25 protein-coding genes are annotated in these 25,861 nt (G+C 37.1%); 17 read left to right on the forward strand and 8 right to left on the reverse strand.

The features are described 5' to 3' along the window. Positions 1 to 11: 11 nt before the first annotated feature. Both M0G43_RS15635 and M0G43_RS15640 read right to left on the reverse strand, forming a co-directional pair. Positions 12 to 566: a hypothetical protein gene (locus M0G43_RS15635; RefSeq protein ID WP_248028088.1), complete on the reverse strand. Its 555-nt coding sequence runs from the start codon at positions 564 to 566 to the stop codon at positions 12 to 14. Positions 567 to 604: 38 nt separating this feature from the next. Further along, complete coding sequence (locus M0G43_RS15640; RefSeq protein ID WP_248028089.1) at positions 605 to 2,146, reverse strand: helicase HerA-like domain-containing protein; 1,542 nt, start codon at positions 2,144 to 2,146, stop codon at positions 605 to 607. A 160-nt stretch (positions 2,147 to 2,306) separates the two neighbouring features. Between M0G43_RS15640 and M0G43_RS15645 the strand changes: the two genes are divergently transcribed. After that, positions 2,307 to 2,936, forward strand: coding sequence for a 7-carboxy-7-deazaguanine synthase QueE (locus tag M0G43_RS15645; RefSeq protein ID WP_248028090.1), 630 nt, complete (start codon positions 2,307 to 2,309; stop codon positions 2,934 to 2,936). Between the two features lie 52 nt (positions 2,937 to 2,988). On the opposite strand, the gene M0G43_RS15650 is transcribed toward M0G43_RS15645, so the two are convergent. Further along, positions 2,989 to 3,537: a DUF2911 domain-containing protein gene (locus M0G43_RS15650; RefSeq protein ID WP_248028091.1), complete on the reverse strand. Its 549-nt coding sequence runs from the start codon at positions 3,535 to 3,537 to the stop codon at positions 2,989 to 2,991. Between the two features lie 256 nt (positions 3,538 to 3,793). Here M0G43_RS15650 and asnB point away from each other — a divergent pair, with 256 nt between their 5' ends. The 14 genes from asnB (at position 3,794) to secDF (ending at position 18,708) form a co-directional block, all read left to right on the forward strand. Beyond that, positions 3,794 to 5,464, forward strand: a complete 1,671-nt coding sequence (gene asnB, locus M0G43_RS15655) for an asparagine synthase B (protein WP_248028092.1) — start codon at positions 3,794 to 3,796, stop codon at positions 5,462 to 5,464. Between the two features lie 36 nt (positions 5,465 to 5,500). Continuing rightward, positions 5,501 to 6,559 carry a bestrophin family protein gene (locus tag M0G43_RS15660; protein WP_248028093.1) on the forward strand — a complete coding sequence of 353 codons (1,059 nt, stop codon included), beginning with the start codon at positions 5,501 to 5,503 and terminating at the stop codon, positions 6,557 to 6,559. Between the two features lie 45 nt (positions 6,560 to 6,604). Further along, positions 6,605 to 7,171: a Crp/Fnr family transcriptional regulator gene (locus tag M0G43_RS15665; RefSeq protein ID WP_248028094.1), complete on the forward strand. Its 567-nt coding sequence runs from the start codon at positions 6,605 to 6,607 to the stop codon at positions 7,169 to 7,171. Positions 7,172 to 7,254: 83 nt separating this feature from the next. Next, the gene (locus M0G43_RS15670; RefSeq protein WP_248028095.1) at positions 7,255 to 7,605 is read left to right on the forward strand and encodes a hypothetical protein; all 351 of its coding nucleotides are present in this window, start codon (positions 7,255 to 7,257) and stop codon (positions 7,603 to 7,605) included. Between the two features lie 25 nt (positions 7,606 to 7,630). Continuing rightward, the gene (locus M0G43_RS15675; RefSeq protein WP_248028096.1) at positions 7,631 to 8,503 is read left to right on the forward strand and encodes a pirin family protein; all 873 of its coding nucleotides are present in this window, start codon (positions 7,631 to 7,633) and stop codon (positions 8,501 to 8,503) included. A gap of 60 nt (positions 8,504 to 8,563) precedes the next feature. Next, on the forward strand, positions 8,564 to 8,881 hold the full coding sequence (locus M0G43_RS15680) for a GNAT family N-acetyltransferase (RefSeq protein ID WP_248028097.1): 318 nt from the start codon (positions 8,564 to 8,566) through the stop codon (positions 8,879 to 8,881). 13 nt (positions 8,882 to 8,894) lie between these two features. Beyond that, complete coding sequence (locus M0G43_RS15685; RefSeq protein ID WP_248028098.1) at positions 8,895 to 9,782, forward strand: pirin family protein; 888 nt, start codon at positions 8,895 to 8,897, stop codon at positions 9,780 to 9,782. 30 nt (positions 9,783 to 9,812) lie between these two features. Continuing rightward, entirely contained in the window at positions 9,813 to 10,214 is a 402-nt protein-coding gene (locus M0G43_RS15690; protein WP_248028099.1) for an OsmC family protein, read from the forward strand. Next, a complete protein-coding gene (locus tag M0G43_RS15695) occupies positions 10,211 to 10,513 on the forward strand; it encodes a phosphoribosylpyrophosphate synthetase (RefSeq protein ID WP_248028100.1) in 303 nt (100 codons plus the stop codon). The genes M0G43_RS15690 and M0G43_RS15695 overlap by 4 nt, the downstream gene beginning before the upstream one ends. A 309-nt stretch (positions 10,514 to 10,822) precedes the next feature. Beyond that, a complete protein-coding gene (gene gyrB, locus M0G43_RS15700; RefSeq protein ID WP_248028101.1) occupies positions 10,823 to 12,772 on the forward strand; it encodes a DNA topoisomerase (ATP-hydrolyzing) subunit B in 1,950 nt (649 codons plus the stop codon). 86 nt (positions 12,773 to 12,858) lie between these two features. Further along, the gene (locus M0G43_RS15705) at positions 12,859 to 13,872 is read left to right on the forward strand and encodes a DUF6588 family protein (protein WP_248028102.1); all 1,014 of its coding nucleotides are present in this window, start codon (positions 12,859 to 12,861) and stop codon (positions 13,870 to 13,872) included. An 83-nt stretch (positions 13,873 to 13,955) separates the two neighbouring features. Further along, a complete protein-coding gene (mdh, locus tag M0G43_RS15710; protein ID WP_248028103.1) occupies positions 13,956 to 14,876 on the forward strand; it encodes a malate dehydrogenase in 921 nt (306 codons plus the stop codon). Between the two features lie 113 nt (positions 14,877 to 14,989). Continuing rightward, a complete protein-coding gene (locus M0G43_RS15715; protein WP_248028104.1) occupies positions 14,990 to 15,595 on the forward strand; it encodes a hypothetical protein in 606 nt (201 codons plus the stop codon). Between the two features lie 152 nt (positions 15,596 to 15,747). Next, a complete protein-coding gene (gene secDF / locus M0G43_RS15720) occupies positions 15,748 to 18,708 on the forward strand; it encodes a protein translocase subunit SecDF (protein WP_248028105.1) in 2,961 nt (986 codons plus the stop codon). A 64-nt stretch (positions 18,709 to 18,772) separates the two neighbouring features. Here the strand turns inward: secDF and M0G43_RS15725 are convergent, their stop codons facing one another. The 5 genes from M0G43_RS15725 to folE all read right to left on the reverse strand — a co-directional run bounded on the left by M0G43_RS15725 (position 18,773) and on the right by folE (position 22,625). After that, complete coding sequence (locus M0G43_RS15725; protein ID WP_248028107.1) at positions 18,773 to 19,270, reverse strand: DUF192 domain-containing protein; 498 nt, start codon at positions 19,268 to 19,270, stop codon at positions 18,773 to 18,775. Further along, entirely contained in the window at positions 19,270 to 20,103 is an 834-nt protein-coding gene (gene lgt, locus M0G43_RS15730) for a prolipoprotein diacylglyceryl transferase (protein WP_248028109.1), read from the reverse strand. The genes M0G43_RS15725 and lgt overlap by 1 nt, the downstream gene beginning before the upstream one ends. A 66-nt stretch (positions 20,104 to 20,169) precedes the next feature. Beyond that, complete coding sequence (gene yidD / locus M0G43_RS15735) at positions 20,170 to 20,403, reverse strand: membrane protein insertion efficiency factor YidD (protein ID WP_248028111.1); 234 nt, start codon at positions 20,401 to 20,403, stop codon at positions 20,170 to 20,172. 25 nt (positions 20,404 to 20,428) lie between these two features. Then, the gene (cysS, locus tag M0G43_RS15740) at positions 20,429 to 21,913 is read right to left on the reverse strand and encodes a cysteine--tRNA ligase (protein ID WP_248028113.1); all 1,485 of its coding nucleotides are present in this window, start codon (positions 21,911 to 21,913) and stop codon (positions 20,429 to 20,431) included. 34 nt (positions 21,914 to 21,947) lie between these two features. After that, positions 21,948 to 22,625: a GTP cyclohydrolase I FolE gene (folE, locus tag M0G43_RS15745; protein WP_248028116.1), complete on the reverse strand. Its 678-nt coding sequence runs from the start codon at positions 22,623 to 22,625 to the stop codon at positions 21,948 to 21,950. Between the two features lie 198 nt (positions 22,626 to 22,823). On the opposite strand from folE, the gene M0G43_RS15750 reads away from it, so the two are divergent. Together M0G43_RS15750 and M0G43_RS15755 are read left to right on the forward strand one after the other, a co-directional pair. Then, positions 22,824 to 23,294: a hypothetical protein gene (locus tag M0G43_RS15750; RefSeq protein ID WP_248028118.1), complete on the forward strand. Its 471-nt coding sequence runs from the start codon at positions 22,824 to 22,826 to the stop codon at positions 23,292 to 23,294. 11 nt (positions 23,295 to 23,305) lie between these two features. Then, positions 23,306 to 25,861 (forward strand): PKD domain-containing protein (locus M0G43_RS15755; RefSeq protein WP_248028119.1); only part of this gene is annotated, 2,556 nt, incomplete at its 3' end.

Genomic DNA, 25,861 nt, shown 5'->3' on the forward strand with positions numbered 1-25,861 from the left:
TCAGGTGTGTATTAATCCCAGTTAATAAAGAAATACTTGATTTTAGCATTGTCTGGTATTTGCGATGCTTCAATTTTTAATCCCATATCGTATCGAAGATTTGCAGGCAATTGATTTTTGTCTATTGCAAATTGCGCATTGATTTCATTTACAGAAATCACAATAGAATTTATCAAATTGTCAATCTTCGATATTTTATACGCTGCCTGAATATCTTTAAACCTGCTCAAGGTCGAAATATTCTTTTCGGTTTTAAAACGTGAATCCTCAATTCTGACATTAGAAATGGTTGAAGTGGAATCAGCAATTGTTTTTGGAGTGAGAGATAATAGGAGCTTTCCGTTTTTTTCATAAACCTCAATGAGGTTCATCGGGATTTTAAATGTCGAATCACCTTTATAATTCGCAATCGAATCTTTAGGGAAAACCAACTTCAAATCTTTCACTTGTGTTGAATCATTTAGAAGACCAACGCCTTGCTTGCTCACCAAAAATGGGTCTTGTTCTTTTTTGCAACTTGACAGAACGAGCGTCAGAATAATTGTGTAGATATAATATTTTTTCATTTGTAATTTGAATGGATTTTAGGTTTTAGAAGTTAGGATTATTTCTTGATGACTTTGTTCAAAATTCCAAAAACACTTCTTATAAACGTGGCGCTCGTCAACACTTTTACAACAGGGTTCATTGCTGTACTGCGTCTTCTGGTAGATGTGGTACGTTGCTTTGCTTCGGCTTTTTTAAGTTCTTCACGTTCTTGGCGTGCTTTTTCTTTAGCCTCTTCTTCTTCAGCTTGTTCAATCTTTTTGTTAAGCATTTCATAGGCACTTTCTCTGTCCACAACTTCATTGTACTTTCTTACCAATTTCGATTTGCCCAATAAATTGCTCAATTCAGAATCCGTCAAAATATCCATTCTACTCATTGGGGCACGCATCATTGTGGCTGCCAGTGGAGTAGGTCGGCCTTTTTCATCAAGCGCAGAAACTAAAGCTTCACCTGTTCCCAAAGACGTCAAGACACTTGCAGTATCATAATATTCGGTATCAGGATAATTCTGTGCTGTGAGTTTGATTGCTTTTCGATCTTTGGCAGTAAAGGCGCGGAGCGCGTGCTGTACTTTCAATCCCAATTGACTTAATACAGCTTCAGGAACATCAGTAGGATTTTGCGTCACAAAATAAATACCAACACCTTTACTTCGTATCAATTTTACGATACTTTCAATTTGATTCAAAAGTGCTTTTGAAGCTTCATTAAATATTAAATGAGCTTCATCGATAAATAAAACCAATTCTGGTCTGCCAGTATCTCCTTGCTCTGGAAATGTGGAGTAAATTTCAGCCAATAAACTCAACATAAATGTCGAAAACAGTTTTGGTCTGTCTTGAATGTCTGTCAAACGAATGATATTGATGTAACCTCGTCCATTTTCATCAACACGCAAAAGATCATCTACCTCAAATGAGGTTTCACCAAAAAACAAATCCGCTCCTTGTTGTTCCAATTCCACTACTTTTCGAAGGATGGCTCCAGTGGAAGCCGTTGAGATGCGTCCGTAAGCCTCTTCAAACTCTTTTTTGCCTTCTTGTGTGGTGTACTGTAGAATTTTTTTGAAATCTTTTAAGTCGAGAAGCGGCATTTTGTTGTCATCACAATATTTGAAAATAACAGCAACCACACCAGATTGTGCTTCAGAAAGATCTAGAATTCTTGATAACAAAACCGGTCCAAATTCGCTAACGGTTGCACGAAGTCTTACACCATGTTGTTCTGAAAGTGTCAATACTTCAACTGGAAAGTTTTTAGCTTCAAAGGGTAAGCCTATTTTTTCGTGGCGTTCATCGATTTTTGCGTGTCCCGGACTCGGTTGTGCCAATCCACTTAAGTCACCCTTGATATCCATCAACAGAACAGGAATACCTTTATCGGAAAGGTTTTCTGCCAATACCTGTAAAGTTTTGGTTTTACCAGTTCCGGTTGCTCCCGCAATAAGTCCGTGTCTGTTCAATGTTTTCAAAGGTACATTGACAAATGCGTTGGTAACCGTTTCGCCTTCGAGCATTGCAGCACCAAGGGTTATAAATTCTCCCTTACAAGTATTTCCTTCGACAATATGATTGAAAAACTCCTCTTTTTTACTCATCGATTTTAAAATTTTTATAAAAATAACAATCTTGAACCAATGCAGCCTAAAATGTTTTCAACAATGGGAAGCTATGATGATTCCATTGATTTTATTTCAAATCTGAAAATCTGCTGATTGAAGACTTACAACTGAAGACTGTTTCCTATCTTTGCGGCTTATGAAGAAAGAGATTCAAGAGTTGGTTGACAAAGGTCTTATGCTGCCTTTGATGGAAGAATTTTATACAATTCAAGGTGAAGGTTTTCACAAAGGAACGGCTGCCTATTTTATAAGAGTGGGAGGTTGTGATGTTGGCTGCCATTGGTGCGATGTCAAAGAAAGCTGGAATGCTGAATTACATCCTCCAACGGAAACATCGCAGATTGTCGAGAATGCTGCTAAATATAGCGATACCATTGTGGTAACTGGTGGTGAGCCATTGACGTGGGATATGACAGAACTCACAAAGCAGTTAAAAGATAGAGGTTTGAAGGTTCACATTGAAACATCAGGTGCTTATGAATTGACTGGTGAATGGGATTGGATTTGTTTGTCTCCAAAAAAGCTGAAGCTTCCTACCCAAAAGGTTTATGATAAAGCCAATGAGTTAAAAGTAATCGTTTATAATAAAGATGATTTTCGCTTTGCGGAAGAACAAGCTTCAAAAGTCAATAGGGATTGCATTCTATACTTACAACCAGAATGGAGCAAGCGCGATAAAGTCATTCCTGAAATTGTAGAATATGTAATGGCAAATCCCAAATGGAAAGTCTCATTGCAAACGCATAAATATTTGAACATTCCTTAAAACAAAAATGCCTTGAAAACTCAAGGCATTTTTCAAATAGATATATCTTATTTTAAATCTTGTCGAAAGGCACTGCAATAAAAACATCTGCCCAACCTAAATACATAGTTGCTCCAGTTTTTGATTCGTCAAAAACTATTGAAAACGATTCTATAGGTTGTTTCGCTTTTTGCGCAGGAACATTCAATCTTGCCACATCATTATCTTTGTTATAGGTGTAAGCTCCCCAAACATTCAGTTCAGAGCTCAAAATCACTGTCCATTCTTTCTCTCCTGGAATGGTAAAAAGCGTGTAAGAGCCAGCTTTGACTTTGGTTTTGCCAAACATTACAGGTTCATAAAAAGTGATTTCAGCAGCTTCGTTTGCGCCAGTTCTCCAAACAACATCATTTGGAGCTAATTTTTCAAGTGTTCTACCTTTGAGTTGAGGTCGGCTATAAATAACCTTTATCAACTTGTCAGAAACTTTGTAATTCCCTGGAAAGGTTGCCGCATCCATTGGGCTTTTATCCAAATCAGGAAAATCTTGAGCAAAGGCAGTAGTTGAAATAAATAGTGATAAGGTGAAGGTAATTAAGCTTAAAAAAGTTCTCTTTTTCATCATATGAATTTTTTATTGAAGCTAAAAATAGCATTATTTTCATTTAAGAAGGTTGAGAATGACTGTTAAAATTTACATAACACAAGAAAATTGAAGGTTTACGCGGTGTTTTAGTTTGAATTTGTATCAAAAATTTAGTTATTTGTTATAATTTATAATGTAAAAATTATTTTATGTTTTTAATTTGTAGTTATAATCTAATATTTGCTTCCAATAATAAAATGAAATGTGTCAATACATAATAATTTAAAAGAAGATGTGTGGAATTGTATGTGCTTTCGAATTAAAGCAAAAAGCAGAAGACTTAAGACCTCAACTATTGGAAATGGCAAAAATAATTCGCCATCGTGGACCAGACTGGAGCGGAATATATAACAACGAAAAAGCTATTCTGGCTCACGAGCGTTTGGCAATTGTTGATCCTGCTTCCGGAAAACAGCCATTATTGAGTGAAGATAAACAACTGATTTTGGCAGCTAACGGTGAAATTTATAACCATCGTCAGTTGCGCAAACAATTTCCTGATTATAAGTTTCAAACTGAAAGCGATTGTGAAGTCATTTTAGCGCTTTACAAAGAAAAAGGTGTGGATTTTGTTGACGAGTTGAACGGCATTTTTGGCTTTGCCATTTATGATGTTGAGAAAGATGAGTATTTCATCGCTCGAGACCATATGGGAATTATTCCTTTGTATATAGGTTGGGATCAGAATGGAACATTCTATGTGGCTTCTGAATTAAAAGCTTTGGAAGGATATTGTACTAAAATTGAACTATTTCCGCCAGGGCATTATTTAAGTAGCACGAATGGTGAATTTGTAAGATGGTACAAGCGTGATTGGACAGAATATGATGCTGTGAAAGACAATGAAACCAGTATTCAAAAAATTAAAGAAGCCTTGGAAGCTGCTGTACATAGACAATTGATGAGTGATGTGCCCTATGGTGTGCTGCTTTCAGGTGGTTTGGATTCTTCTATAACCTCTGCAATTGCAAAAAAATATGCCGAAAAGCGTATAGAATCAGATGATACACAGGCTGCTTGGTGGCCACAATTGCACAGTTTTTCTGTAGGGTTGGAAGGTTCTCCAGACTTGGCAGCAGCTCGTAAGGTTGCAGACCACATTGGTACGGTTCATCACGAAATTAAATTCACCATTCAAGAAGGCTTGGACGCTATAAGAGATGTGATTTATAATTTGGAGACTTATGACATCACAACCATTCGCGCCAGCACACCTATGTATTTGATGGCTCGTGTCATTAAATCAATGGGAATAAAAATGGTGCTTTCTGGCGAAGGTGCCGATGAATTATTTGGTGGTTATCTCTATTTTCATAAAGCGCCAAATGCAAAAGAATTTCACGAGGAAACAGTCCGAAAGTTGAGCAAGCTTCATATGTATGATTGTTTGCGTGCCAACAAAAGTCTAGCCGCTTGGGGAATTGAAGGTCGCGTACCATTTTTGGATAAAGAATTTATGGATGTTGCAATGAGCATCAACCCTCAAGACAAAATGATCAATGGCGAACGTATGGAAAAATGGGTTGTGCGCAAAGCATTCGAAGATATGTTGCCAGAAAGTGTGGCGTGGAGACAGAAAGAACAATTTAGCGATGGCGTTGGTTACAGCTGGATTGATACTTTGAAAGAAATGGTTTCTCACGAAGTAACGGATGAACAATTGAAAAATGCCAAGTATAAATTTCCTATTCAAACACCTACAAACAAGGAAGAGTTTTTCTATCGCTCAATTTTCGCTGAACATTTCCCAAGTGATGCCGCTGCGTTGAGCGTACCGCAAGAAGCAAGTGTGGCTTGCAGCACAAAAATTGCTTTGGAATGGGATGAAGCCTTTAAAAACATGAATGACCCAAGCGGAAGAGCCGTGGCGAAAGTTCATTCAGATGCTTATGTGAAGGCTTAATATTTTATGCTAAATTTATATCCATAAATAATCTTTATGTACACCAAGAAGATATTTGGAATAAAGGATATGGTGCTATGGACACGTTATGAAACCTTGGTGTTCCTAGTTGTGGCCATTATTGAAGTCGCTATATTCGTAATTAGCGACCAACTCATACAATTTCCATTTACACCAGTGGCGCTTATTGGTACTGCCGTAGCATTTATTATAGGTTTTCAAAGTAATTCGGCATACGGTCGAATTTGGGAAGCCAGACAAATTTGGGGAGCAATCGTTAATTCTTCCAGAACATTTGGTATGATGGCACAGGATTTTATCAATAATGATCATGCCAAAAATCCTATTTCGGAAGAAGAATTACAAAATGAGAGAAAAATTGTGATTCATAGACACGTTGCTTGGTTGACTGCTTTGCGTTATGCCATGCGTCAATCCAGACCTTGGGAATATGTTATGGGTGAACACACCAATAAAGAATGGGCTAATAGAATTTATGTGCCTGAATTCAATGAAAATTTTGAAGAAACTATAAGACCTTACTTAACTGAAGACGATTTTAAATACCTAGCCAGTAAAACCAACAAGCAAACAGCAGTTTTGTATTTGCAATCTAAGCATTTGCGTAGGTTGAAAGAAAGAGGCTTGATTTGGGAGTTTTCATTTTTGGAATTGGAAAATGTTTTGGAAGAATTATTCACTCACCAAGGAAAGTCCGAGCGTATCAAAAACTTTCCATATCCAAGGCAATTTGCTTCATTGATGCATTACTTCACGTGGATTTTTTTATTAATTCTCCCTTTGGCAATGGCATCGCAGTTTGGTGAAATAGCCGTAAAAATTTCAGAAAAAATTGGAAATTGTCCCAATTGGATTGTGTGGTTATCCGTTCCTTTTTCAGTTGCGGTCATGTGGGTATTTCATACTATGAATCGTATAGGTCGAGTGGGAGAAAACCCATTTGAAGGGTCTGCTAATGACGTTCCTATTTCTGCAATTTCAAGAGGTATTGAAATAGATATTCGTCAGAATTTGGGTGAAAGCGAAGCGGATATTCCTAAACCTTTTGAGGTTAGAAATCATACTCAAATGTAACTTTGGTTAAAGTATATGGAATTGAACAATTTTAAAACGTACTTTTTGGAAAAGTGTGAACTTTCCAGAGATGAAATTGCTCAAATTGACCATTTAATCATTTCAAAAACAGTTGAAAAAGGCGAGTTTCTTTTAAAAGAAGGAGAAATTTGCAACCACTCTTTTTTTGTTGAAAAAGGGTTGTTACGGTTTTATGCTTTAAATGAAGAAGGCAAGGAAAACATTCTGCAATTCGCTACAGAAAATTGGATAGTAAGTGACCGCGGGAGTGCCTATTTTCAGCAACCATCAACTTATTATATAGATGCCATAGAGCCCACAACTGTGGTAATGATCAATCAGGATTTCATCAATAAAGTTACGGAGATAAATCCTAATTTCCGCGTCCATAATGAGCGTTTGTTGCAAAACCACATTCGATCTTTGTATAAGCGAGTGAGTTTATTATTGGGAGCATCGGCCAAAACACGCTATCTCGATTTTATCAAGACTTATCCGGATGTTACTTTACGAGTTCCGCAATGGATGATTGCATCTTATCTTGGCGTCACTCCAGAAAGTTTGAGCCGAGTTAGAAAAGCACTTGCAAAGGAGAACTTCAAGCCCTACTAATTACATTTCTTTCTTACCATACATCAATGCATATCTTCTGTTGTTGAGGTAATTTTACATTGTATAAAAGAAAGGAGTACAGCATGAAACATTTTAAAGCATTAATCATTTCAAACCAAAGCATCTCTGCCAAAATCCTGAATTGGAAATTGGACAAAGTTGAAACCGTAGAGGGAGCTTTGACCATACTTCAACAACAGGATTATCGAATCGTTGCAATAGACAACTCTTTCGATGAGACCGATAAACAAAAGTTGAAAACCATTGCAAAACTTTTCAACAAAGAAGTGATAATAGCAACATTTTCGACCAATGAAGACCTCAAGACGAATATAAGTAGAGCTTATCGCAATCAAAGAGCCGTTTCTTTAAAGAATAAATTTTTGGATAACGCTTTTGAAATTGAATTGGCTTGTAAACTTAACATGAATTAAAAATCAAATTAGAAAGGACACAAAAATGAAAACAAGAAGCATAGAAAAAGTAACAAAACCTGGCGTTCCACATTTTGTGGGTGATGGTTTTAGAGTTCATAACTTTATACCAGGAACGTCCACAATGAAACGTATGGACCCATTTATCATGCTAGATTACAATAGTAAATACACGTTTCCACCAACAGATAAACCTAAAGGTGTTGGTGTGCATCCTCACAGAGGTTTCGAAACGGTTACAATCGCGTACAAAGGTCGAGTGGAGCATGGTGATAGTTCTGGTGGTGGAGGTATCATTGGTGAAGGTGATGTACAGTGGATGACTGCAGCTAGTGGAGTACTGCACAAAGAATTTCATGAAACCGAATGGAGTAAAAAAGGTGGAGAATTCCAAATGGTGCAACTTTGGGTGAATTTACCAGCTAAAGATAAAATGAGTCCACCAAAATATCAGGCCATCTCTAATTCAGAAATGAAACGTGTTGGATTGCCGAATGGTGATGGCGAAGTAGAAGTTATTGCGGGAGATTACAAGGGCAATAAAGGCCCTGCATCAACTTTTTCACCTCTGAATATGTTCAATGTAAGGTTGAAAAAAGGCGTAAAGACCGAATTGTCGTTTCCTTCAAATTACACCACAGCGTTGTTGATGGTGGAAGGCGACGCAAAAATAAATGACAATACTGAAGCACCACAAGATCACTTTGTGATGTTCAGTAACGATGGTGAAAGCTTTACTATTGAAGCTGAAAATGATGCCGTAATTTTGGTGTTAAGCGGTGAACCTTTGAATGAACCAATTGCAGCCCATGGTCCTTTTGTGATGAACACCCATGAAGAATTGATTGAAGCGTTTCAGGATTTCAACACGGGCAAATTCGGATATTTGGAAGATTAAATTGTTAACAAAAGAAGGCAGCTCAAAAACGGGTTGCTTTTTTTTATATATTTAAGGAAAATGAAAGACGAATTTATAACTGTACCATTGATTAAGAATGAAACCAAAAAGCGTTTCGAAATAGAAATCGATGGACATATTGCTTTTATTGACTATAAAGATTATGGTAGCCAAATCGCTTTGGTGCATACCGAAGTTCCAGAACTATTAGGAGGTCGAGGTGTGGCAGCAGCTTTAGTTGAAAAAACCTTTAACTATATAAAAGAAAAGAATCAATTGCTCTTGCCATTTTGTCCTTATGTGTTTGCTTATCTCAAAAAACATTCGGAATGGAAATATATGGTAAGCAAAAAATTTAACGGTTACGACCAACTTTAAATCACCAAAATCTATGTCGAATACTAAATTAATTATTGAAGAACGCGCCGCCAATATCGGCAATTTTATGGTGGGTAGACTGTTACCATTCCGTCAAAAACGCATGGTTGGGCCTTTTATTTTTATAGATCACATTGGACCAGTTTGCATGAGTGATGAAGAAAATATGGATATTGCCATGCATCCACATATTGGTTTGTCAACCTTAACTTTTTTATTTGAGGGTGCTGTGTTCCACCGAGATAGTTTGGGGACTGCCGTTGAAATTGAACCAGGAGCGGTCAATTGGATGACAGCTGGAAAAGGTGTTGTTCATACCGAACGCACTCCAGAACGTTTACGACATTCAAAAAAAATGCTTCATGGTCTGCAAATTTGGGTAGCCTTGCCAAAAGCAGATGAACAATGTGCACCGTCATTTACACACGTGGCTGCTTCGGAAATTCCTAGTTGGGAAGACGATGCTGTTCAGTATAAACTCATAGCAGGCAAGGCGTTTGGCAAGGAGTCACCTGTACCTGTTTACAGCGAACTGTATTTTATCGAAATCAAATCCAGCGAAACCAAGACTATTTCCATTGGCGAACAGTTGTTCGGGGAAAGTGCGCTTTATATTTTGGATGGAAGCATTAAAAGTGATGGTCATAGTTATGGTTCGAAACAGCTTTTGGTTGCGAAAGATGCGACGCTTTGTGAGTTTGAAATACAGGAGAATTCGACGGTTTATATTTTTGGGGGCGAAGCTTTCCGGGAAGAACGCTTCATCGAATGGAATTTCGTTGCATCTGATAAGGCATTGATTGAGAAAGCCAAAAGGGATTGGAAAGACCAGAAATTTCCAGACGTCCCTACCGAAACAGTTCGTATTCCTTTGCCCGAACCGAAACGCTTCGGAGCTTGATATTCAAAATAAAACCACTAAAATTCTATTATGAAAACCGTATCCGCTACTATAGGCATTCAATTGTATAAAACTGAAATTCAGGCAAAAAACCATATCATTACGGCAGATGAACCTGAAAGTGTTGGAGGGCAAAATCTAGGCTTTACACCCACAGAATTATTGGAATCTTCCTTGGCGGCATGTTCTGCGATGACCATACGAATGTATGCTGACAGAAAAGGGTGGGGTTTACAAAAAGTCATTGTGGACGTTGGATTTAAGCGTAACTTAAGTACACAAACTGTCACTTTTAGGAAAGAGATTGAATTAATTGGTAATCTGGATAGTGAACAACGACAAAGACTTTTGGAAATGGGTGCCAATTGTCCCATTGAAAAAATGCTAAAAGGCGAAATAAAGATAGAGTCACAATTAAAAATAGAGCCATGAGAGATTTTGAAACTTTAAGTCAGGCGATGAATGTACTTCGAGAGGAAGGATATGTTGAAGACTTCAATTTAAAGCAAAACTGTATTGAATGTCGCAACGGGGAATTCAAAGTGTTCCATAGTGAGTTTGAAATCGATGAGTACTTTCGATTTGAAGGCATGAGCGATCCAGACGATAATAGCATTCTATATGCTATTTCATCAGATAAATATGGTTTAAAGGGACAATTGGTAAATGGTTATGGCATTTATTCGGATGACATAACAGACGAAATGTTAGATAAACTTAAAATGGGTTAGTTCCTAAAGGAAATCATCAGGAATAAATAGTTAAATATTTCGAACTTATTTTAAAATTAAAGCCTGTGTAGTGTTTTATTCTTTTCTGCAGTTTATTGAAGATGTTGAAATTCGATAAAATCAAATTTAAGGCACTTTTTAGACGATTTAAGACACTTTCGAGTAATTAACAAATGTTGATAATTTTGATCTATAATTGATAAAAAACTTTCAAAAAGCTTCATTGTTTTGTATCTTTGTAGGTATCCTAAAATAATGCCGATACAGGCATTTTTTTTATGAACTCAAATCAAGATTAATTTAAATTTTATGAGCGAAGCAAAAGAAGAGTTTAACAAGCATAATTATTCGGCAGATAGTATTCAGGCCTTGGAAGGAATGGAGCACGTACGTATGCGTCCTTCAATGTATATTGGTGATGTTGGTACAAGAGGTCTTCACCATTTAGTATATGAGGTTGTTGACAATTCTATCGATGAGGCGTTGGCAGGTCACTGTAACAACATTACAGTTATCATCAACGAGGACAATTCCATCACAACAGAAGATGATGGTCGTGGTATTCCAGTTGATATACATAAAAAGGAAGGTGTGTCTGCCCTTCAGGTTGTAATGACTAAAATAGGTGCTGGTGGTAAATTCGACAAAGATTCTTATAAGGTTTCTGGGGGTTTGCACGGTGTGGGTGTGAGTTGTGTGAATGCATTGTCAGACCATTTAAAAGCCACTGTTTATAGAGACGGTAAAATTTGGGAGCAAGAATACGAGCGTGGAAAAGCGCTTTATCCAGTTAGGCAAGTTGGAGATACTGAAAAAAGAGGTACGACTGTTACTTTTAAGCCAGACCCAACCATATTTACGCAAACTACAGAATACAGTTATGATACATTGGCCAGTAGATTGCGCGAATTGGCGTATTTGAATAAGGGCATCACAATTCATTTGGTGGATAAGCGTCATAAAGATGAAAAAGGTGAATATGAGAGTGATACCTTTTACAGCGAGGAAGGTTTGAAAGAATTCATCAAGTTTTTGGATGGAAACAGAGAGCCTTTGATGAAAGATGTCATTGCATTTGAAGGAGAGAAAAATGGCGTACCTGTTGAGGTAGCAATGGTTTACAATACATCGTATGCTGAAAATCTTCATTCTTACGTCAATAATATCAATACACACGAAGGAGGAACGCACTTATCTGGTTTCCGCAGAGGTTTGACAATGACCTTAAAGAAATATGCCGATGAGTCAGGATTATTGAAAAATGTAAAATTCGAAATAGCTGGTGATGATTTCCGTGAAGGTTTAACGGCGATCATTTCAGTTAAAGTTGCCGAACCACAATTCGAAGGGCAGACCAAAACTAAATTGGGTAACAGAGAGGTTTCTGCGTCTGTAAGTCAGGCCGTTTCGGAAATGTTGACTGACTATTTGGAAGAACATCCAGATGACGCAAAAACGATTGTTCAAAAGGTAATGTTGGCTGCTCAAGCGCGCCACGCAGCACAAAAAGCTCGTGAGATGGTTCAAAGAAAAACCGTTATGAGTATCGGAGGTTTGCCGGGGAAATTAAGCGATTGCTCTGAACAGGATCCTTCAAAATGTGAAGTGTTTTTGGTTGAGGGAGATTCGGCAGGTGGAACTGCAAAAGCTGGAAGAGATAGGAATTTCCAGGCGATTCTTCCGTTACGAGGTAAGATTTTGAATGTTGAAAAAGCAATGACTCATAAGGTTTTTGAAAATGAAGAGATTAAAAACATTTTTACAGCGTTGGGTGTTACCATTGGAACAGAAGAAGACAGCAAAGCCTTGAATCTATCAAAATTGAGATATCACAAAGTAGTTATTATGTGTGATGCCGATATTGATGGTAGCCACATTGCTACATTGATTTTGACCTTCTTCTTCAGATATATGAAAGAATTGATTGAAAATGGTCATATCTACATTGCAACTCCTCCTTTATATTTGGTTAAAAAAGGAAACAAAAAGCAATATGCTTGGTCAGATAAAGAGCGCGATGCCATTGCTGAAGAATTTGGTGGAAGCGTCAATATTCAGCGATACAAAGGTCTTGGTGAGATGAATGCCGAGCAACTTTGGGACACAACCATGGATCCTGAATTTAGAACTTTAAGGCAGGTTCAAATTGATAATGGTAGTGAAGCGGATAGAATCTTCTCAATGTTGATGGGTGATGAGGTGCCACCTCGTCGAGAGTTTATCGAGAAAAATGCGGTTTACGCCAATATCGACGCATAAAATAAAACTAGCTTAAATAAAAAACACCTTCAAAGACTATTGTAGGTGTTTTTTCGTTAATATTAAAACCTACAAAAAATATAAAAATGAAAAAAGTACTTCTCTTAATAGGCTTTTCAATTGCTGTATCAACTTTAAAAGCACAAGAAAACATCAACGATTTATTGACGGCAGGTATCAACGATGCAAAACGCTTCAGCACTGATTATTTGGCTCCAGGCTCTGAAGGTTTGGCTTTTGGAATCAATAACGGATGGTTTAATAACGCAAAAGCTCCAAAAAAATATGGATTCGAAATTTCTCTCGTAGGGAACGTCTCATTTATAAAAGACGAGAAAAAATCGTTTCAAATGAATGTTGCAGATTATGAAAATATCAGATTTGAAGACAACAGCTCTTCGAAAATGGTGGCAACTGCCCTCGGACATAACGACCCAGATATTACTATTTTCATCACTTATGATGATCCATTGTTTGGAAATCAGGAAGTGCCTTTAACATTGCCCACAGGAATTGGTTCAGAGAACATTGATTTAATTCCAACCGCATTTCTACAAGCTAGTTTTTCGCCTTTTAATGGTACACAGTTGAAAGCAAGATTTTTTCCAAAAGTTGACACAGATGATGTTAAAGTAGGATTTTATGGACTTGGGATTCAACAGGAATTTACATCTTGGTTGCCAGCGGATAAGGTGTTCCCAGTTGCAATTTCTGGATTGGTCGCATATACGCACTTAAATGGAAGCTACAATTTTACTGATGGTGAATATGTTGAGGGAGAGAATCAACAAATCGATACGGAAATTAATACAATGTTATTCGAATTGATGGTTGGAACAAAATTACCTGTCATTAACTTTTATGGCGGATTGGGTTATATGACAGGAAAATCCAAAACGGATCTTTTGGGAACTTATCGTATTACAGATGGTTTGTTGTTCTCGCAAGATATCGTTGATCCATTTTCGGTAGAACAAGATGTTTCTGGTGTGCGTGGTACAGTTGGAGCCAATCTTAAATTGGGCTTTTTCAGTTTAAATGCTGATTATACACTTGCTGAATTCGATAGTGCTTCTGTTGGCCTGAATTTTTCATTCTAGATTTAAGACAATCTTAAATAATTTATGGTTTAAAAATGTTAAATTTGCGCAACATTTAATCTTAACATTTTAAACATAAACTTATGAAAGTTACAGTAGTTGGAGCAGGAGCCGTTGGTGCTAGTTGCGCAGAATACATCGCCATTAAAGATTTTGCAAGCGAAGTTGTATTGTTGGATATCAAAGAAGGTTTTGCCGAAGGTAAAGCAATGGATTTGATGCAAACAGCTTCTCTCAACGGTTTTGATACCAAAATTACAGGTGTTACCAACGATTATTCTAAAACTGCTGATAGCGATATCTGTGTCATTACTTCTGGAATTCCTCGTAAGCCTGGAATGACTCGCGAAGAATTGATAGGCATCAATGCTGGGATTGTAAAAACAGTTTCTTCAAGTTTAATCGAGCATTCTCCAAATACCATCATCATTGTTGTGAGTAATCCAATGGATACGATGACTTATTTGGTTCACAAATCAACAGATTTACCAAAAAATAGAATCATCGGAATGGGAGGAGCATTAGATTCAGCTCGTTTCAAATACAGATTGGCTGAAGCATTGGAAGCTCCAATCAGTGACGTAGACGGAATGGTGATAGGTGGTCACAGTGATACAGGGATGATTCCTTTGACACGATTGGCAACAAGAAACAGCGTTCTGGCATCGGCATTTTTATCTGAAGAAAGATTGAATCAGGTTTTGGAAGATACTAAAGTTGGTGGTGCAACCTTGACTAAATTATTAGGTACTTCGGCTTGGTATGCTCCAGGTGCAGCAGTAAGCGCATTGGTGCAAGCTATCGCTTGCGACCAGAAAAAAATGTTCCCTTGTTCTGCAATGTTGGAAGGTGAATATGGAATGAGCGATATTTGTATTGGTGTACCAGTAATTTTGGGAAGAAATGGAATTGAAAAAATCGTTGAAATAGAATTGAATGATGCCGAGAAAGCGAGTATGGCAGAAAGTGCTGAAGGCGTTAGAAATGTGAATGATTTGTTGTAAAAGCAAGATAAACTTATAATAATTAAAAGTGCCTAAAGTCGATGATGTTCTCATTGAATTTAGGCATTTTAATTTCTTGTAATGTATAACTCAAAAAATAGTATATTTGGCGCATGAAAGCAAAATGGTACATAGTTGCATTAGTTCTTGCTCTTTCGTGCGTTGGTATTTTTCAGAATAAAATATCCGCTCCTAATCAGGAGATTCTACTTCAATTCAATTCTGAAAATGTATCCGAAGAGCAATCACAACTTGCCATAGCCAACATCAAACACCAATTAGAATATTTTGGAGTTGATGATGTTCTTGTTAGCCAGCAAAAGGATGGCCATTTAAAGATTTCCTATTACAGTTCAGTTGATATTGAATGTATTAAACAATCGCTTTCTGAAAGTGAAAATTATGCTTTCGATTACACTTCCAAACAAAACGACAAGTTACCAAAAAATGATTCTAAAGATTATAATTTAGACATTTACGAAATCCATAAAGATTCGAATGGTAACAATGGAGCGGCAGGAAAAGCGCTTTGGATTGCAAAACAGGATTATGACCGTTTCTTAAACCCAAACATTCCATTTTCTGCATTTTTTGCATCCATTGAAAACATTGATAGCTGCATAAAAAATACAGCTATTGCAAATAGGTCTGTTGTAATCATCACAGACAATTCTTCACACATCATTCCTGAAGTAAGGGCCGGCCCTATTTCAATCTAACTTTACATTTTCTTTAGATGCCAATTATCCAATTTCAGGATATTTTGAATGCATCAACAAATCATTTAATCAAAAAAATAAATAATTGTCAGATTTTAAGGGAAATTCTATATTTGCCCGTTTTAAAAATTTGACCTTAAAATAATAGAATAATGCAAAACAAAGGATTAGTAAAAATCTTTGCAGTGTTATTTGGATTGGTGAGTTTATACCAATTATCATTTACATTCAAAGCCAACCAAGTTGAAGCAAATGCAGAAGAATATGCTGCATCAAAATTTCAAAATGAACCTGCCAAAAGAAATGAAGCAGAAGTAAAATATCTTGATTCCCTATCAAACCAAGAAGTGTTCAATATGGGAATTGCCAAATACACCTATGATGAGGTAAAAGATAAGGCGATGAACCTTGGTCTTGATCTTAAAGGTGGTATCAATGTAATTCTTGAGATTTCTGTGAAAGATATCTTGAAAGGATTGGCAAACTACAGCAAAGATCCAGTGTTCAACAAAGCATTGGATGATGCGTCTGAATTACAAAAGGATAGCCAAAATACGTATGTTGATGATTTCTTTACGGCTTTTGACGCCATCAAAGGTGACAAAAAATTGGCTTCACCAGAAATTTTTGCCAATAGAACATTAAGCGAGGAAATCACTTTTGATATGAGTGATGACCAGGTAAAACCGATTATCCGTCAAAAAATTGATGAGTCTATCGTTTCAGCATTCGAAGTTTTGCGTAAACGTATCGATAAATTTGGTGTGACTTCTCCAAACATTCAGCGTCTAGGAAACTCTGGACGTATCTTGGTAGAGTTGCCAGGTGCTAAAGATGTAGAGCGTATCAAAAAGCTATTGCAAAGTACTGCTCAATTGGAGTTTTGGGATGTATATAGAGGAGAAGAGTTGGCATCTTTTTTAGGTGAAGCAAACGAAACTCTTAAAACGTTGGTAGATGCAAAACCTGTGAATGAGGTTGCAAAAGATTCTACTGAAGAAGCTAATGATAAGATTAAGGAGCTTACAGGTGAAGTAGGAACAGATTCAACGAATGTTGCAGTAAACCCTTTGATTGATTTATTGAGAGGTTATCCTAATGGTCCTGTAGTAGGTACATTTGAGGCTAAAGATGCGGATTTGGTAATGTCTTATCTGGATATGCCACAAGTTAGAGCTTTATTGCCAGCAGAACAGCGTTATGTGAAATTTGCCTGGGGAATCCAAGAAAAGGACAGCGAATTTGTTGATTTATATGCTCTTAAAGGAAATAGAGAAAATACTCCAGAGTTGAGTGGGGCTGTGATTACAGATGCTCGCCAATCGTATAACCAAGTTGGAAAACCGTCTGTGAGTATGCAAATGAACAGCAAGGGTGCCAAAATTTGGGAAGCTATGACTGGTAGAGCTTATGCTCAAGGTAGCCAGATTGCCATTGTTTTGGATAACATCGTTTATTCAGCTCCAGGTGTAACAACAGGTGCTATTTCTGGTGGTAATTCAGAGATTTCAGGTTCTTTCACATTAAATGAAGCGATTGACTTGGCTAACGTTTTAAGAGCAGGTAAGTTGCCAGCTTCTGCTGATATTGTTCAAGCGGATGAGGTAGGACCATCATTGGGTCAAGAAGCTATCGATAGCGGAATGATGTCATTCTTGGTGGCTTTGGCTTTGGTTTTAGGATGGATGATTATGTATTATGGTAGAGCAGGTTGGTTTGCTGACGTTGCTTTATTGTTCAACATTTTATTGATTTTTGGTGTACTTTCTGGCCTTGGAGCTGTATTAACACTTCCTGGCCTGGCTGGTATCGTATTGACCATTGGTATGTCTGTTGATGCGAATGTACTTATCTTCGAACGTATTAGAGAAGAGATAGAGAAGGGCAAGAGTCAAAAAGAAGCGGTTAAGGATGGTTTTGCCAATGCACTATCATCAATCCTTGATGCGAACATCACTACAGGTTTAACGGCAATCATACTATTTGTATTTGGTACAGGGCCTATCAAAGGATTTGCTACAACCTTACTTATTGGTATCGTAACATCGTTGTTTACAGCTATTTTTATTACAAGATTGTTGGTAGATTGGTATATCAACAGAGGAAAGACCTTGGCATTTTCAACTTCAATTACTAAAGGCTTATTCAAAAATGTAAATATCGATTTCCTTAAAAAGAGAAAAATATCTTACGTTGTTTCTGCAGCATTATTGGTTATCAGTATCGGCTCATTGTTTGTTGAGGGATTAGATCAAGGTATCGACTTCGTTGGTGGACGTACTTACCAAGTACGTTTTGCACAAGATGTGAGCCCTGAAGAAGTGGCACCAGTACTGAACGAGACTTTCAATAGTGCCGAAGTGAAAACCATCGGAAGTTCTCATGAACTAAAAATTTCGACCAAATACAAGTTCGATCAAAATTCGGCAGAAGTTGACGAAGAAGTTCAGTCTAAATTATTTATGGCGTTACAGAAGTTTTTGCCTAATGGAATGACATATGAAGACTTTAAAACAGGTTCGGGTGAAGCCAAACTAGGAAAAATGTCTTCTAGTAAAGTGAGTCCTACTATCGCTGATGATATCAAGAAAGAGTCTTTCTGGGCAGTTCTTGGCTCGTTGGTAGTTGTATTCCTTTATATTTTGGGTCGTTTCAAAAAATGGCAATTCTCTCTTGGTGCTGTTACTGCGGTATTCCATGATGTGGTGATTGTGTTGGGTATTTATTCATTACTTCACAAATACATGCCATTTAGTATGGAAATTGACCAAGCTTTTATTGCAGCCATCTTAACGGTAATCGGTTATTCATTGAACGATACAGTGGTTGTGTTTGATAGAATTCGTGAGGTTACAAATGAAAAAGGTTTTAGAGGTGGTGTGAATATCAACTCGGCGATCAATAGTACGTTGAGCAGAACATTGAATACATCCTTTACAACCTTGATTGTATTGATAGCCATGTTCGCTTTTGGTGCAGAATCTTTGAGAGGTTTATTGTTCTCATTGATAATCGGTATCATTGTCGGTACATATTCTTCAATCTTCATTGCAACACCTATCATGTATGATACATTGAAAAGTAAAGGTGAAGCTCCAGAGGAGAAGAACTAATTTTTCTAATATAGTAAATCAAAAAAGACTGTCAATTTTGGCAGTCTTTTTTATTTATAATATTTTAAAGAGAAGAATAATCTATAGAGTCGCCAACTGCAAGATTCCATTTGTCTGCAAGACCAGCATTGATTTCCAAGACGTATTGTGCAGGAGCTTCAGAAGGTAAAGAGGTTTCATCAAAAGCTTTGGCATTCTTCTGAAAACTGACAATTTTCTTGTCTGCACCTATATAGATGATGTCTAAAGGGATTCGAGTGTTTTTCATATAGAATGAATGAAATCTGGCATCCTGAAACACAAATAACATACCTTGATTATCTTCCATGGAGTCACGATACATCATACCTGTTTGCGTTTGATAATCATCATCGGCAATTTCTATATCGATGGTTTTGATGATGGAATCGTTTGCAGCTTTTTTAATAGTTAGCTCGCCTTCTTTTTTGAAATTGATGACAACGGGCTTCACTGTTTTCTTTTCCTCTTTACAAGAAGAAACGGAAAAGCTTAAAATCCCCAATCCAACTATAGTAATTAGCTTTAAACAAGGTCGTTTCATTAAGATAGCTTTGTTTTAGGCTTATAGACGAACATAAAATACAAACCAATCAAAATAAAAGGAATACTTAACAATTGGCCTGTATTCAATCCCATCATAGCGAAATATTCATCTTTGCTTTGTGGCTCTTTGACGAACTCAACAAAGAAACGAATGGTCCAAAGCAACACTAAAAACAATCCGAATAGAAAGCCTTGCTGCTCACTTTTCTTGGTTTTCCAATAGAAATAATAAAGAATCAAAAACACGAAAATATAGGAGAAAGATTCATACAGTTGCGCTGGATGGCGTGCAAAATCTTCACCATTTTGGGTAAAGACAACACCAAAATCAGTTCCAGTAGGTTTTCCAACAATTTCAGAATTGATAAAATTACCGATTCTCACAAACACAGCACCAGAAGCTACAGGAATAACTACACGATCCAGAATCCAAATAACTGATTTGTGCAGTACCTTTTTATTATACAGATACATGGAAATGATCATCCCAATAGCAGCACCATGACTTGCCAATCCTTGAAAACCTGTAAATCGAAATCCGTTTTGAAAGCTGAAAGGTAAAAAGATGCTCCAAAAATCATCTTTGAAAAGCTCTGGCTGATAAAAAATAACATGGCCCAATCGAGCACCAATCATGATTCCAAGTACGGAATAGATAAATAATGAATCTAAAGATTCCTCACTTTGACCTTCATTCTTATAGATGCGTTTTGTAATAAAAAATCCCAAAATAAAGGCAACAATCCACATCATACTGTAATAATGTAATGTGAAAAAGCCAAAGATGTCAATCCCTTTTGAAGGATCCCAAACGAATTTTAGAAAGTGCATTTAGATTAGTTTTAGATTCGTAAATATACTATTTTGAAAAAGACTTTATGTTATGGATATTATAAATTAGTCTTCCTTCTTCGGCACAGGATCATAACCACTTCGTCCCCAAGGATGACAACTAAAAATCCTTTTCACTGCTAAAAAACCACCTTTAAATAATCCATGAATTTGTAATGCTTCCATGGCATATTGTGAGCATGTGGGCTGAAAACGACATGTAGCAGGAGTCAAAGGTGAAATGAAGAGTTGGTAAAATTTGATGAGCAACAAAAATGGGTATGTCAGTATTTTTTTCATTCAATAATCAACCCAGTCGTCAAATTTAATTTGTGGAAAAGGTGGTACCTTCCTTTCCGTCATTTAATTGAATTCCTTTCGCTGCTAACTCATCCCTGATTTTATCTGACAAAGCAAAATCTTTGTTGGCTCTTGCTTCTTGACGTAACTGAATCAACAATTCAACTGCAGAAGTCAATTTATCCGTTGTAGATTCAGCAGCTTTAGTGACATTGACCAAACCTAAAATATCGAAGGTGAAATCATGCATGGTCTTTTTCAGCAATTCAAGGTCGTCTTTGGTAATGGAAGCACTTCCATCTTTAACTTGATTGATAAACTTCACAGCTTCAAATAAATTGGCAATAACCATTGGCGAATTAAAATCATCGTTCATGGCGTCATAACAACCTTGTTTCCATTCAGAAATATTGAAAGTTGAAGAGGTTGCGGTTTTCAGTTCATCCAACATATTAATGGCATCCATCAATCGATAAAAGCCTTTTTCACTTGCCAGAAGTCCATTATTGGTAAAGTCTAAAACACTTCTATAATGTGCTTGAAGCATAAAGAATCTTGCCACACTTGGCGAATATGCTTTGGTGATGTGCGGATTGTCTCCAGAGAAAATTTCGTTAGGCAGTATGTAATTTCCTGTAGATTTCGCCATTTTTTTACCATTCATAATCAGCATATTGGCGTGCATCCAGTAATTTACAGGTGTTTCACCATTACAAGCTACACCTTGCGCAATTTCGCATTCATGATGAGGAAATTTCAAATCCATTCCGCCTCCATGAATGTCAAAATGTTCACCCAAATATTTGGTACTCATGGCGGTACATTCTAAATGCCACCCAGGAAATCCATCACTCCAAGGTGAAGGCCAGCGCATAATATGTTGAGGTTCTGCTTTTTTCCACAGAGCAAAATCTTGAGGGTTTTTCTTGTCGCTTTGTCCGTCTAGCTCTCGCGTATTGTGAATTAAATCCTCAACATTTCGTTTGCTCAAAATACCGTATTGTTTGGTCTCATTGTATTTCAATACATCAAAATAGACCGAACCATTCACCGCATAAGCTAATCCTTTGTCGATGATTGTTTTGATGATTTCAATTTGCTCAATGATATGTCCAGTAGCCGTAGGCTCGATACTTGGAGGCAAAAAATTGAAGGTATTCAGTATGTTGTGAAAATCAACCGTATAACGTTGAACAACTTCCATCGGTTCAATTTCTTCCAAACGCGCTTTTTTTGCAATTCGGTCTTCACCTACATCTGCATCATTTTCCAGATGTCCTGCATCTGTAATATTTCTGACGAATCTTACTTTATATCCCAAATGCCTGAAATAACGAAAAATCATGTCAAAAGACATGAAAGTGCGCACATTTCCAAGATGAACATTGCTGTAAACCGTTGGACCGCAAACATACATACCTACATAGCCTTGATGTATAGGTTCAAACAGTTCTTTTTCTCCGCTTAAGGAATTGTAAATGTTTATTTTTTGGGAATTGTAAAGATGCATTATTGAGCTTAATTTTTAATAAGATGGAAGCAATTTAAAAACTAGTGTCTAATTTAATATAATCTAAAAATTCACGCTTCATTTCTTTTTCTTTGAATCTTCCTCCAAACTCCGAAGTAACTGTACTACTATCCACATCTCTGATACCTCTAGAATTCACACACAAATGCTTTGCGTCTATGACACAAGCCACATCTTCAGTATTCAAAACTTGTTGAAGTTCTTTTACTATTTGAATGGTCAAACGTTCTTGTACCTGGGGGCGTTTTGCATAATAATCTACAATTCGATTCATTTTAGAAAGACCTACCACACTTCCATTCGAAATATAGGCCACATGTGCCTTTCCTACAATGGGAAGTAAATGATGTTCACAAGTGGAGTAAACTGTTATATTTTTCTCCACAAGCATTTCACCATACTTATACTTGTTTTCAAAAGTAGAAGCGGAGGGCTTTCTTTTTGGATCCAATCCTCCAAAAAGTTCTTTTACAAACATTTTAGCAACTCGTAATGGTGTGCCTTTAAGGCTGTCATCGGTCAAATCTAGGCCCAAGGTTTCCATAATATGTCTAACATCATCTGTGATGATTTCTATTTTCTCCTCTTGAGACAACTTAAAAGCATCCTCACGCATCGGTGTATTTGCCGAAGTGCCTACATGGTCATCACCCAATGATTCAAAATCTTCTATATTGTTTTTTACTCTCATTTTAATAAATGCTGAACTATCTTCCATTTAAACAGACTGCAAAGATAAGCATTAAAAATATTCTGCGATAGGTAGGAATTTTTAAATTTCAAATGTTATATCAATGTTATGTTTAGTCGTTAATTTCATTAACGTATTAACAGTTTGTTCCTTAAAAAATACTTAAATTTCAAACCTTAAAAAATCAAAATAAGAGCAATGAGAGTTAAACTACACGTTTTCTTGGCGTTAGTGTTGGTAATTTTAATCCAACACAGCGTCATGTCGCAATCCAAATCAAAACAAGACCCACTTCCTGTCGTCGTATATGATGAAAATGTCAATGACCCATTAACTTCTGACGAACTTTTAAAAATTAAGGAGGTTTACGGTGACAGAGCAGAGAATGATATATTGAGTCATTCTCAACGTCTTAAAGATGTAAAAAACATTCTACGAAATAGGGTAGAAATTGTAGATGCCGGAGATAAAGATATGAGTAGCTTTACAAAACTGTCTCAAGTGGAGTTGTTTAACGACTTCATCCCAAGCCTGTCTCGCGACCTAAACTTTAATCCTTCTGATTTTAATCCATTGAAATACAAGTTTGATTTTTACAGTAGAAATTCTGCAATATATTCGGTTGATAACACAACTTACTACATTGTGATAAAATCGCAACACGACTAAATCCTATAATGATGAAAAAATTTACCCTCATACTATTTTTATTAGTTTCCTATATAACATTCTCTCAAGATGTCTTCATGCAGAATGGCACTGTATCACAATGCACAGGAAATTTTTATGACTCTGGTGGTGCGTCTGGAAACTATACGAGTAATGAAGCTTTAGTATTAAAAATATGCCCACCAAGTCCTGGTGATATCATTCAGTTGAATTTTACTTTATTTAATACACAGCTGAATAGGGACATTATGACTATTTATGATGGTGACAGTACAGCGGCACCAGTACTTGGCTCTTTTTCAGGAGGTGCTGCAAATAGTCCAGGATTGGTTCAGGCTTCAGCTGGCAACGCATCAGGATGTTTAACAATTGAATGGGTGTCAGATGATTCTGGAAATGGGCCAGGTTGGGCTGCTACCATCAACTGTTATACACCATGTCAAACAATAGTTGCAAGCATTGACAGTACTGATCCAGCGTTTGATGCTGGAACAAATAGTGTCATAGCAGACGTAGATGAAGTTATCACATTTAATGGAAGTGCTACCTTTTCTTCATCTGGTGCAGGAGCAACTTACACATGGGATTTTGGTGATGGCACTACGGCGACTGGTCAAAACGTAACACATTCTTATCCTGTTGCCGGGCTTTATACAGTAACTCTTATTGTGACCGATACAAATCCCAATGGCTGTTCGAGCAGTCCTGTAAGACTTACAGCACAAATTGGTGGTTCAGGTCCGGGAAACCCATATGTAGATGCAGGTCCGGATATTACGATAGATTGTGCTGATACTTGTACAGATATTACAGCCGATTTTTTGGAGATAGGTGAGACGAACACTTATACGGTTTCCGCAATTCCATTTGTACCTCCGTTTCCTTTTCAAGGTCTAACAAATTCGTTGAATCCTAACCAAGATGATAGATGGTCGACTGTAGAGAATCTTCCTTTCGACTTTTGTTTTTTCACAAACATTGAAACTCAATTTCAAGTAGGTTCTAATGGTGTTATTCGTTTTGATGTAAATGGGTCAGATACATCTAATGGTTGGAGTTTTGATGAGAATCTTCCTAATAATGCAAATGAAACTTTAGGAGAGGCTAATGTATTCACGCCTTGCCATGATATTGACCCTTCTGTTTCCAATAACGAGCAAATTGCTTGGGAAATTATTGGTACAGCACCAAATAGAGTGTTGGCTGTATCGTTTTATAATGTACCTATGTATTCCTCATCATGTAACAGTCTTTTGGCAACTCATATGGCGGTTTTTTATGAAACCACTAATGTTATAGATATTTATATTAAGAATAAGCCGTCATGTCCGGGTTGGAATGATGGCAACGCAGTGGTGGGTATTCAAAATGATGCAGGTACCACTGCATTTGTGCCGCCTGGAAGAAATACATCAAATTCCCCGTGGACGGCAGTTGATGAAGCATGGCGTTTTACTCCTGCTGGACCAAGTGTAATAGATTTTGCTTGGTTGGATTCAGGGGGTAATGTAATAGGCACTACTCCTACTTTGAATGTTTGTCCAACAGTGCCAACTACATATACGGCAAGAGTAGTTTATACAAATTGTAATGGAGATGTAGTGACAGTCACTGACGATGTAACTGTCAGTAAAGATGTACCTTTTACTGTAGATGCCGGTCCTGATCGAAATCTATGTGAAGGAGATGCAGATATCGTTTTAAACGGTGATATTGAATCATCTACCGCAACTTATCAATGGGATTTGGATGGAACGGATTTACCAGGAGAAACCAATCCAACACTTACTGTTTCTTCTCCAAATTCAGGGACTTACACCGTGACTGTTACTGACCAAAGTTGTTCTTTGCCTGAATCTGTAGTGGTAACATATTTTGCAAACCCTGTAGTTAACCCTATTTCGGATTATATGTTGTGTGATGATGCTGTTGTAGACGATTTTACAGAGTTTGATTTATCCACGAAAGATGCAGAAGCAATTGGAGGTCAAACAGGTATAAATGTATCTTATCACTTAAGTCAAGCAGATGCCGAAAGTGGTTCTAACCCATTGCCAAACTTGTTTACTAATACTGTTAATCCACAAACTATGTTTGTGAGATTAGAAAATTCTAGTAATACACCTTGTTATACAACTACAACATTTGATTTGATTGTAACTTCTGGAATTGTATTAACACAACCGGATGATTTAGTGTTGTGTGATGAAGACGGAACAAACGATGGTTTTACATCATTTGATTTAGCTTCTCAAACACCTATTATCTTAAATGGAGAAACTGGAGTTACACTTTCTTATCATTTGTCACAAAATGATGCTGATTACAATTTGAATCCAATAGGTAGTCCTTACGTCAATATTTCAAATCCACAAACAATATATGTACGGGTTCAAAATGATGTAAATACATTATGTTTTGCTTCTTTGAGCTTTACCCTATCGGTCAACCCTTTGCCCACGTATGGTGTTTCGGGGCCTTTGCGTTCGTGCGACCTTGGTGGGGGCATTGGAGAGTTCACGCTTTCGGATGCGACGTCAGGTTTTCTTTCTGGCCAGACCGGAGTG

Origin of the sequence: Subsaxibacter sp. CAU 1640 (assembly GCF_023156585.1) — a bacterium.
Lineage (GTDB): Bacteria > Bacteroidota > Bacteroidia > Flavobacteriales > Flavobacteriaceae > JBPOFM01.

Coding starts and splice junctions, on each gene's coding strand:
- M0G43_RS15635 (WP_248028088.1), bottom strand. CDS start 566: ATGAAAAAATATTATATCTACACAATTATTCTGACGCTCGTTCTGTCA.
- asnB (WP_248028092.1), top strand. CDS start 3,794: ATGTGTGGAATTGTATGTGCTTTCGAATTAAAGCAAAAAGCAGAAGAC.
- M0G43_RS15670 (WP_248028095.1), top strand. CDS start 7,255: ATGAAACATTTTAAAGCATTAATCATTTCAAACCAAAGCATCTCTGCC.
- M0G43_RS15660 (WP_248028093.1), top strand. CDS start 5,501: ATGTACACCAAGAAGATATTTGGAATAAAGGATATGGTGCTATGGACA.
- M0G43_RS15675 (WP_248028096.1), top strand. CDS start 7,631: ATGAAAACAAGAAGCATAGAAAAAGTAACAAAACCTGGCGTTCCACAT.
- lgt (WP_248028109.1), bottom strand. CDS start 20,103: ATGCACTTTCTAAAATTCGTTTGGGATCCTTCAAAAGGGATTGACATC.
- M0G43_RS15645 (WP_248028090.1), top strand. CDS start 2,307: ATGAAGAAAGAGATTCAAGAGTTGGTTGACAAAGGTCTTATGCTGCCT.
- M0G43_RS15690 (WP_248028099.1), top strand. CDS start 9,813: ATGAAAACCGTATCCGCTACTATAGGCATTCAATTGTATAAAACTGAA.
- M0G43_RS15695 (WP_248028100.1), top strand. CDS start 10,211: ATGAGAGATTTTGAAACTTTAAGTCAGGCGATGAATGTACTTCGAGAG.
- M0G43_RS15750 (WP_248028118.1), top strand. CDS start 22,824: ATGAGAGTTAAACTACACGTTTTCTTGGCGTTAGTGTTGGTAATTTTA.
- M0G43_RS15680 (WP_248028097.1), top strand. CDS start 8,564: ATGAAAGACGAATTTATAACTGTACCATTGATTAAGAATGAAACCAAA.
- mdh (WP_248028103.1), top strand. CDS start 13,956: ATGAAAGTTACAGTAGTTGGAGCAGGAGCCGTTGGTGCTAGTTGCGCA.
- yidD (WP_248028111.1), bottom strand. CDS start 20,403: ATGAAAAAAATACTGACATACCCATTTTTGTTGCTCATCAAATTTTAC.
- secDF (WP_248028105.1), top strand. CDS start 15,748: ATGCAAAACAAAGGATTAGTAAAAATCTTTGCAGTGTTATTTGGATTG.
- gyrB (WP_248028101.1), top strand. CDS start 10,823: ATGAGCGAAGCAAAAGAAGAGTTTAACAAGCATAATTATTCGGCAGAT.
- M0G43_RS15640 (WP_248028089.1), bottom strand. CDS start 2,146: ATGAGTAAAAAAGAGGAGTTTTTCAATCATATTGTCGAAGGAAATACT.
- cysS (WP_248028113.1), bottom strand. CDS start 21,913: ATGCATCTTTACAATTCCCAAAAAATAAACATTTACAATTCCTTAAGC.
- M0G43_RS15685 (WP_248028098.1), top strand. CDS start 8,895: ATGTCGAATACTAAATTAATTATTGAAGAACGCGCCGCCAATATCGGC.
- M0G43_RS15650 (WP_248028091.1), bottom strand. CDS start 3,537: ATGAAAAAGAGAACTTTTTTAAGCTTAATTACCTTCACCTTATCACTA.
- folE (WP_248028116.1), bottom strand. CDS start 22,625: ATGAGAGTAAAAAACAATATAGAAGATTTTGAATCATTGGGTGATGAC.
- M0G43_RS15705 (WP_248028102.1), top strand. CDS start 12,859: ATGAAAAAAGTACTTCTCTTAATAGGCTTTTCAATTGCTGTATCAACT.
- M0G43_RS15725 (WP_248028107.1), bottom strand. CDS start 19,270: ATGAAACGACCTTGTTTAAAGCTAATTACTATAGTTGGATTGGGGATT.
- M0G43_RS15715 (WP_248028104.1), top strand. CDS start 14,990: ATGAAAGCAAAATGGTACATAGTTGCATTAGTTCTTGCTCTTTCGTGC.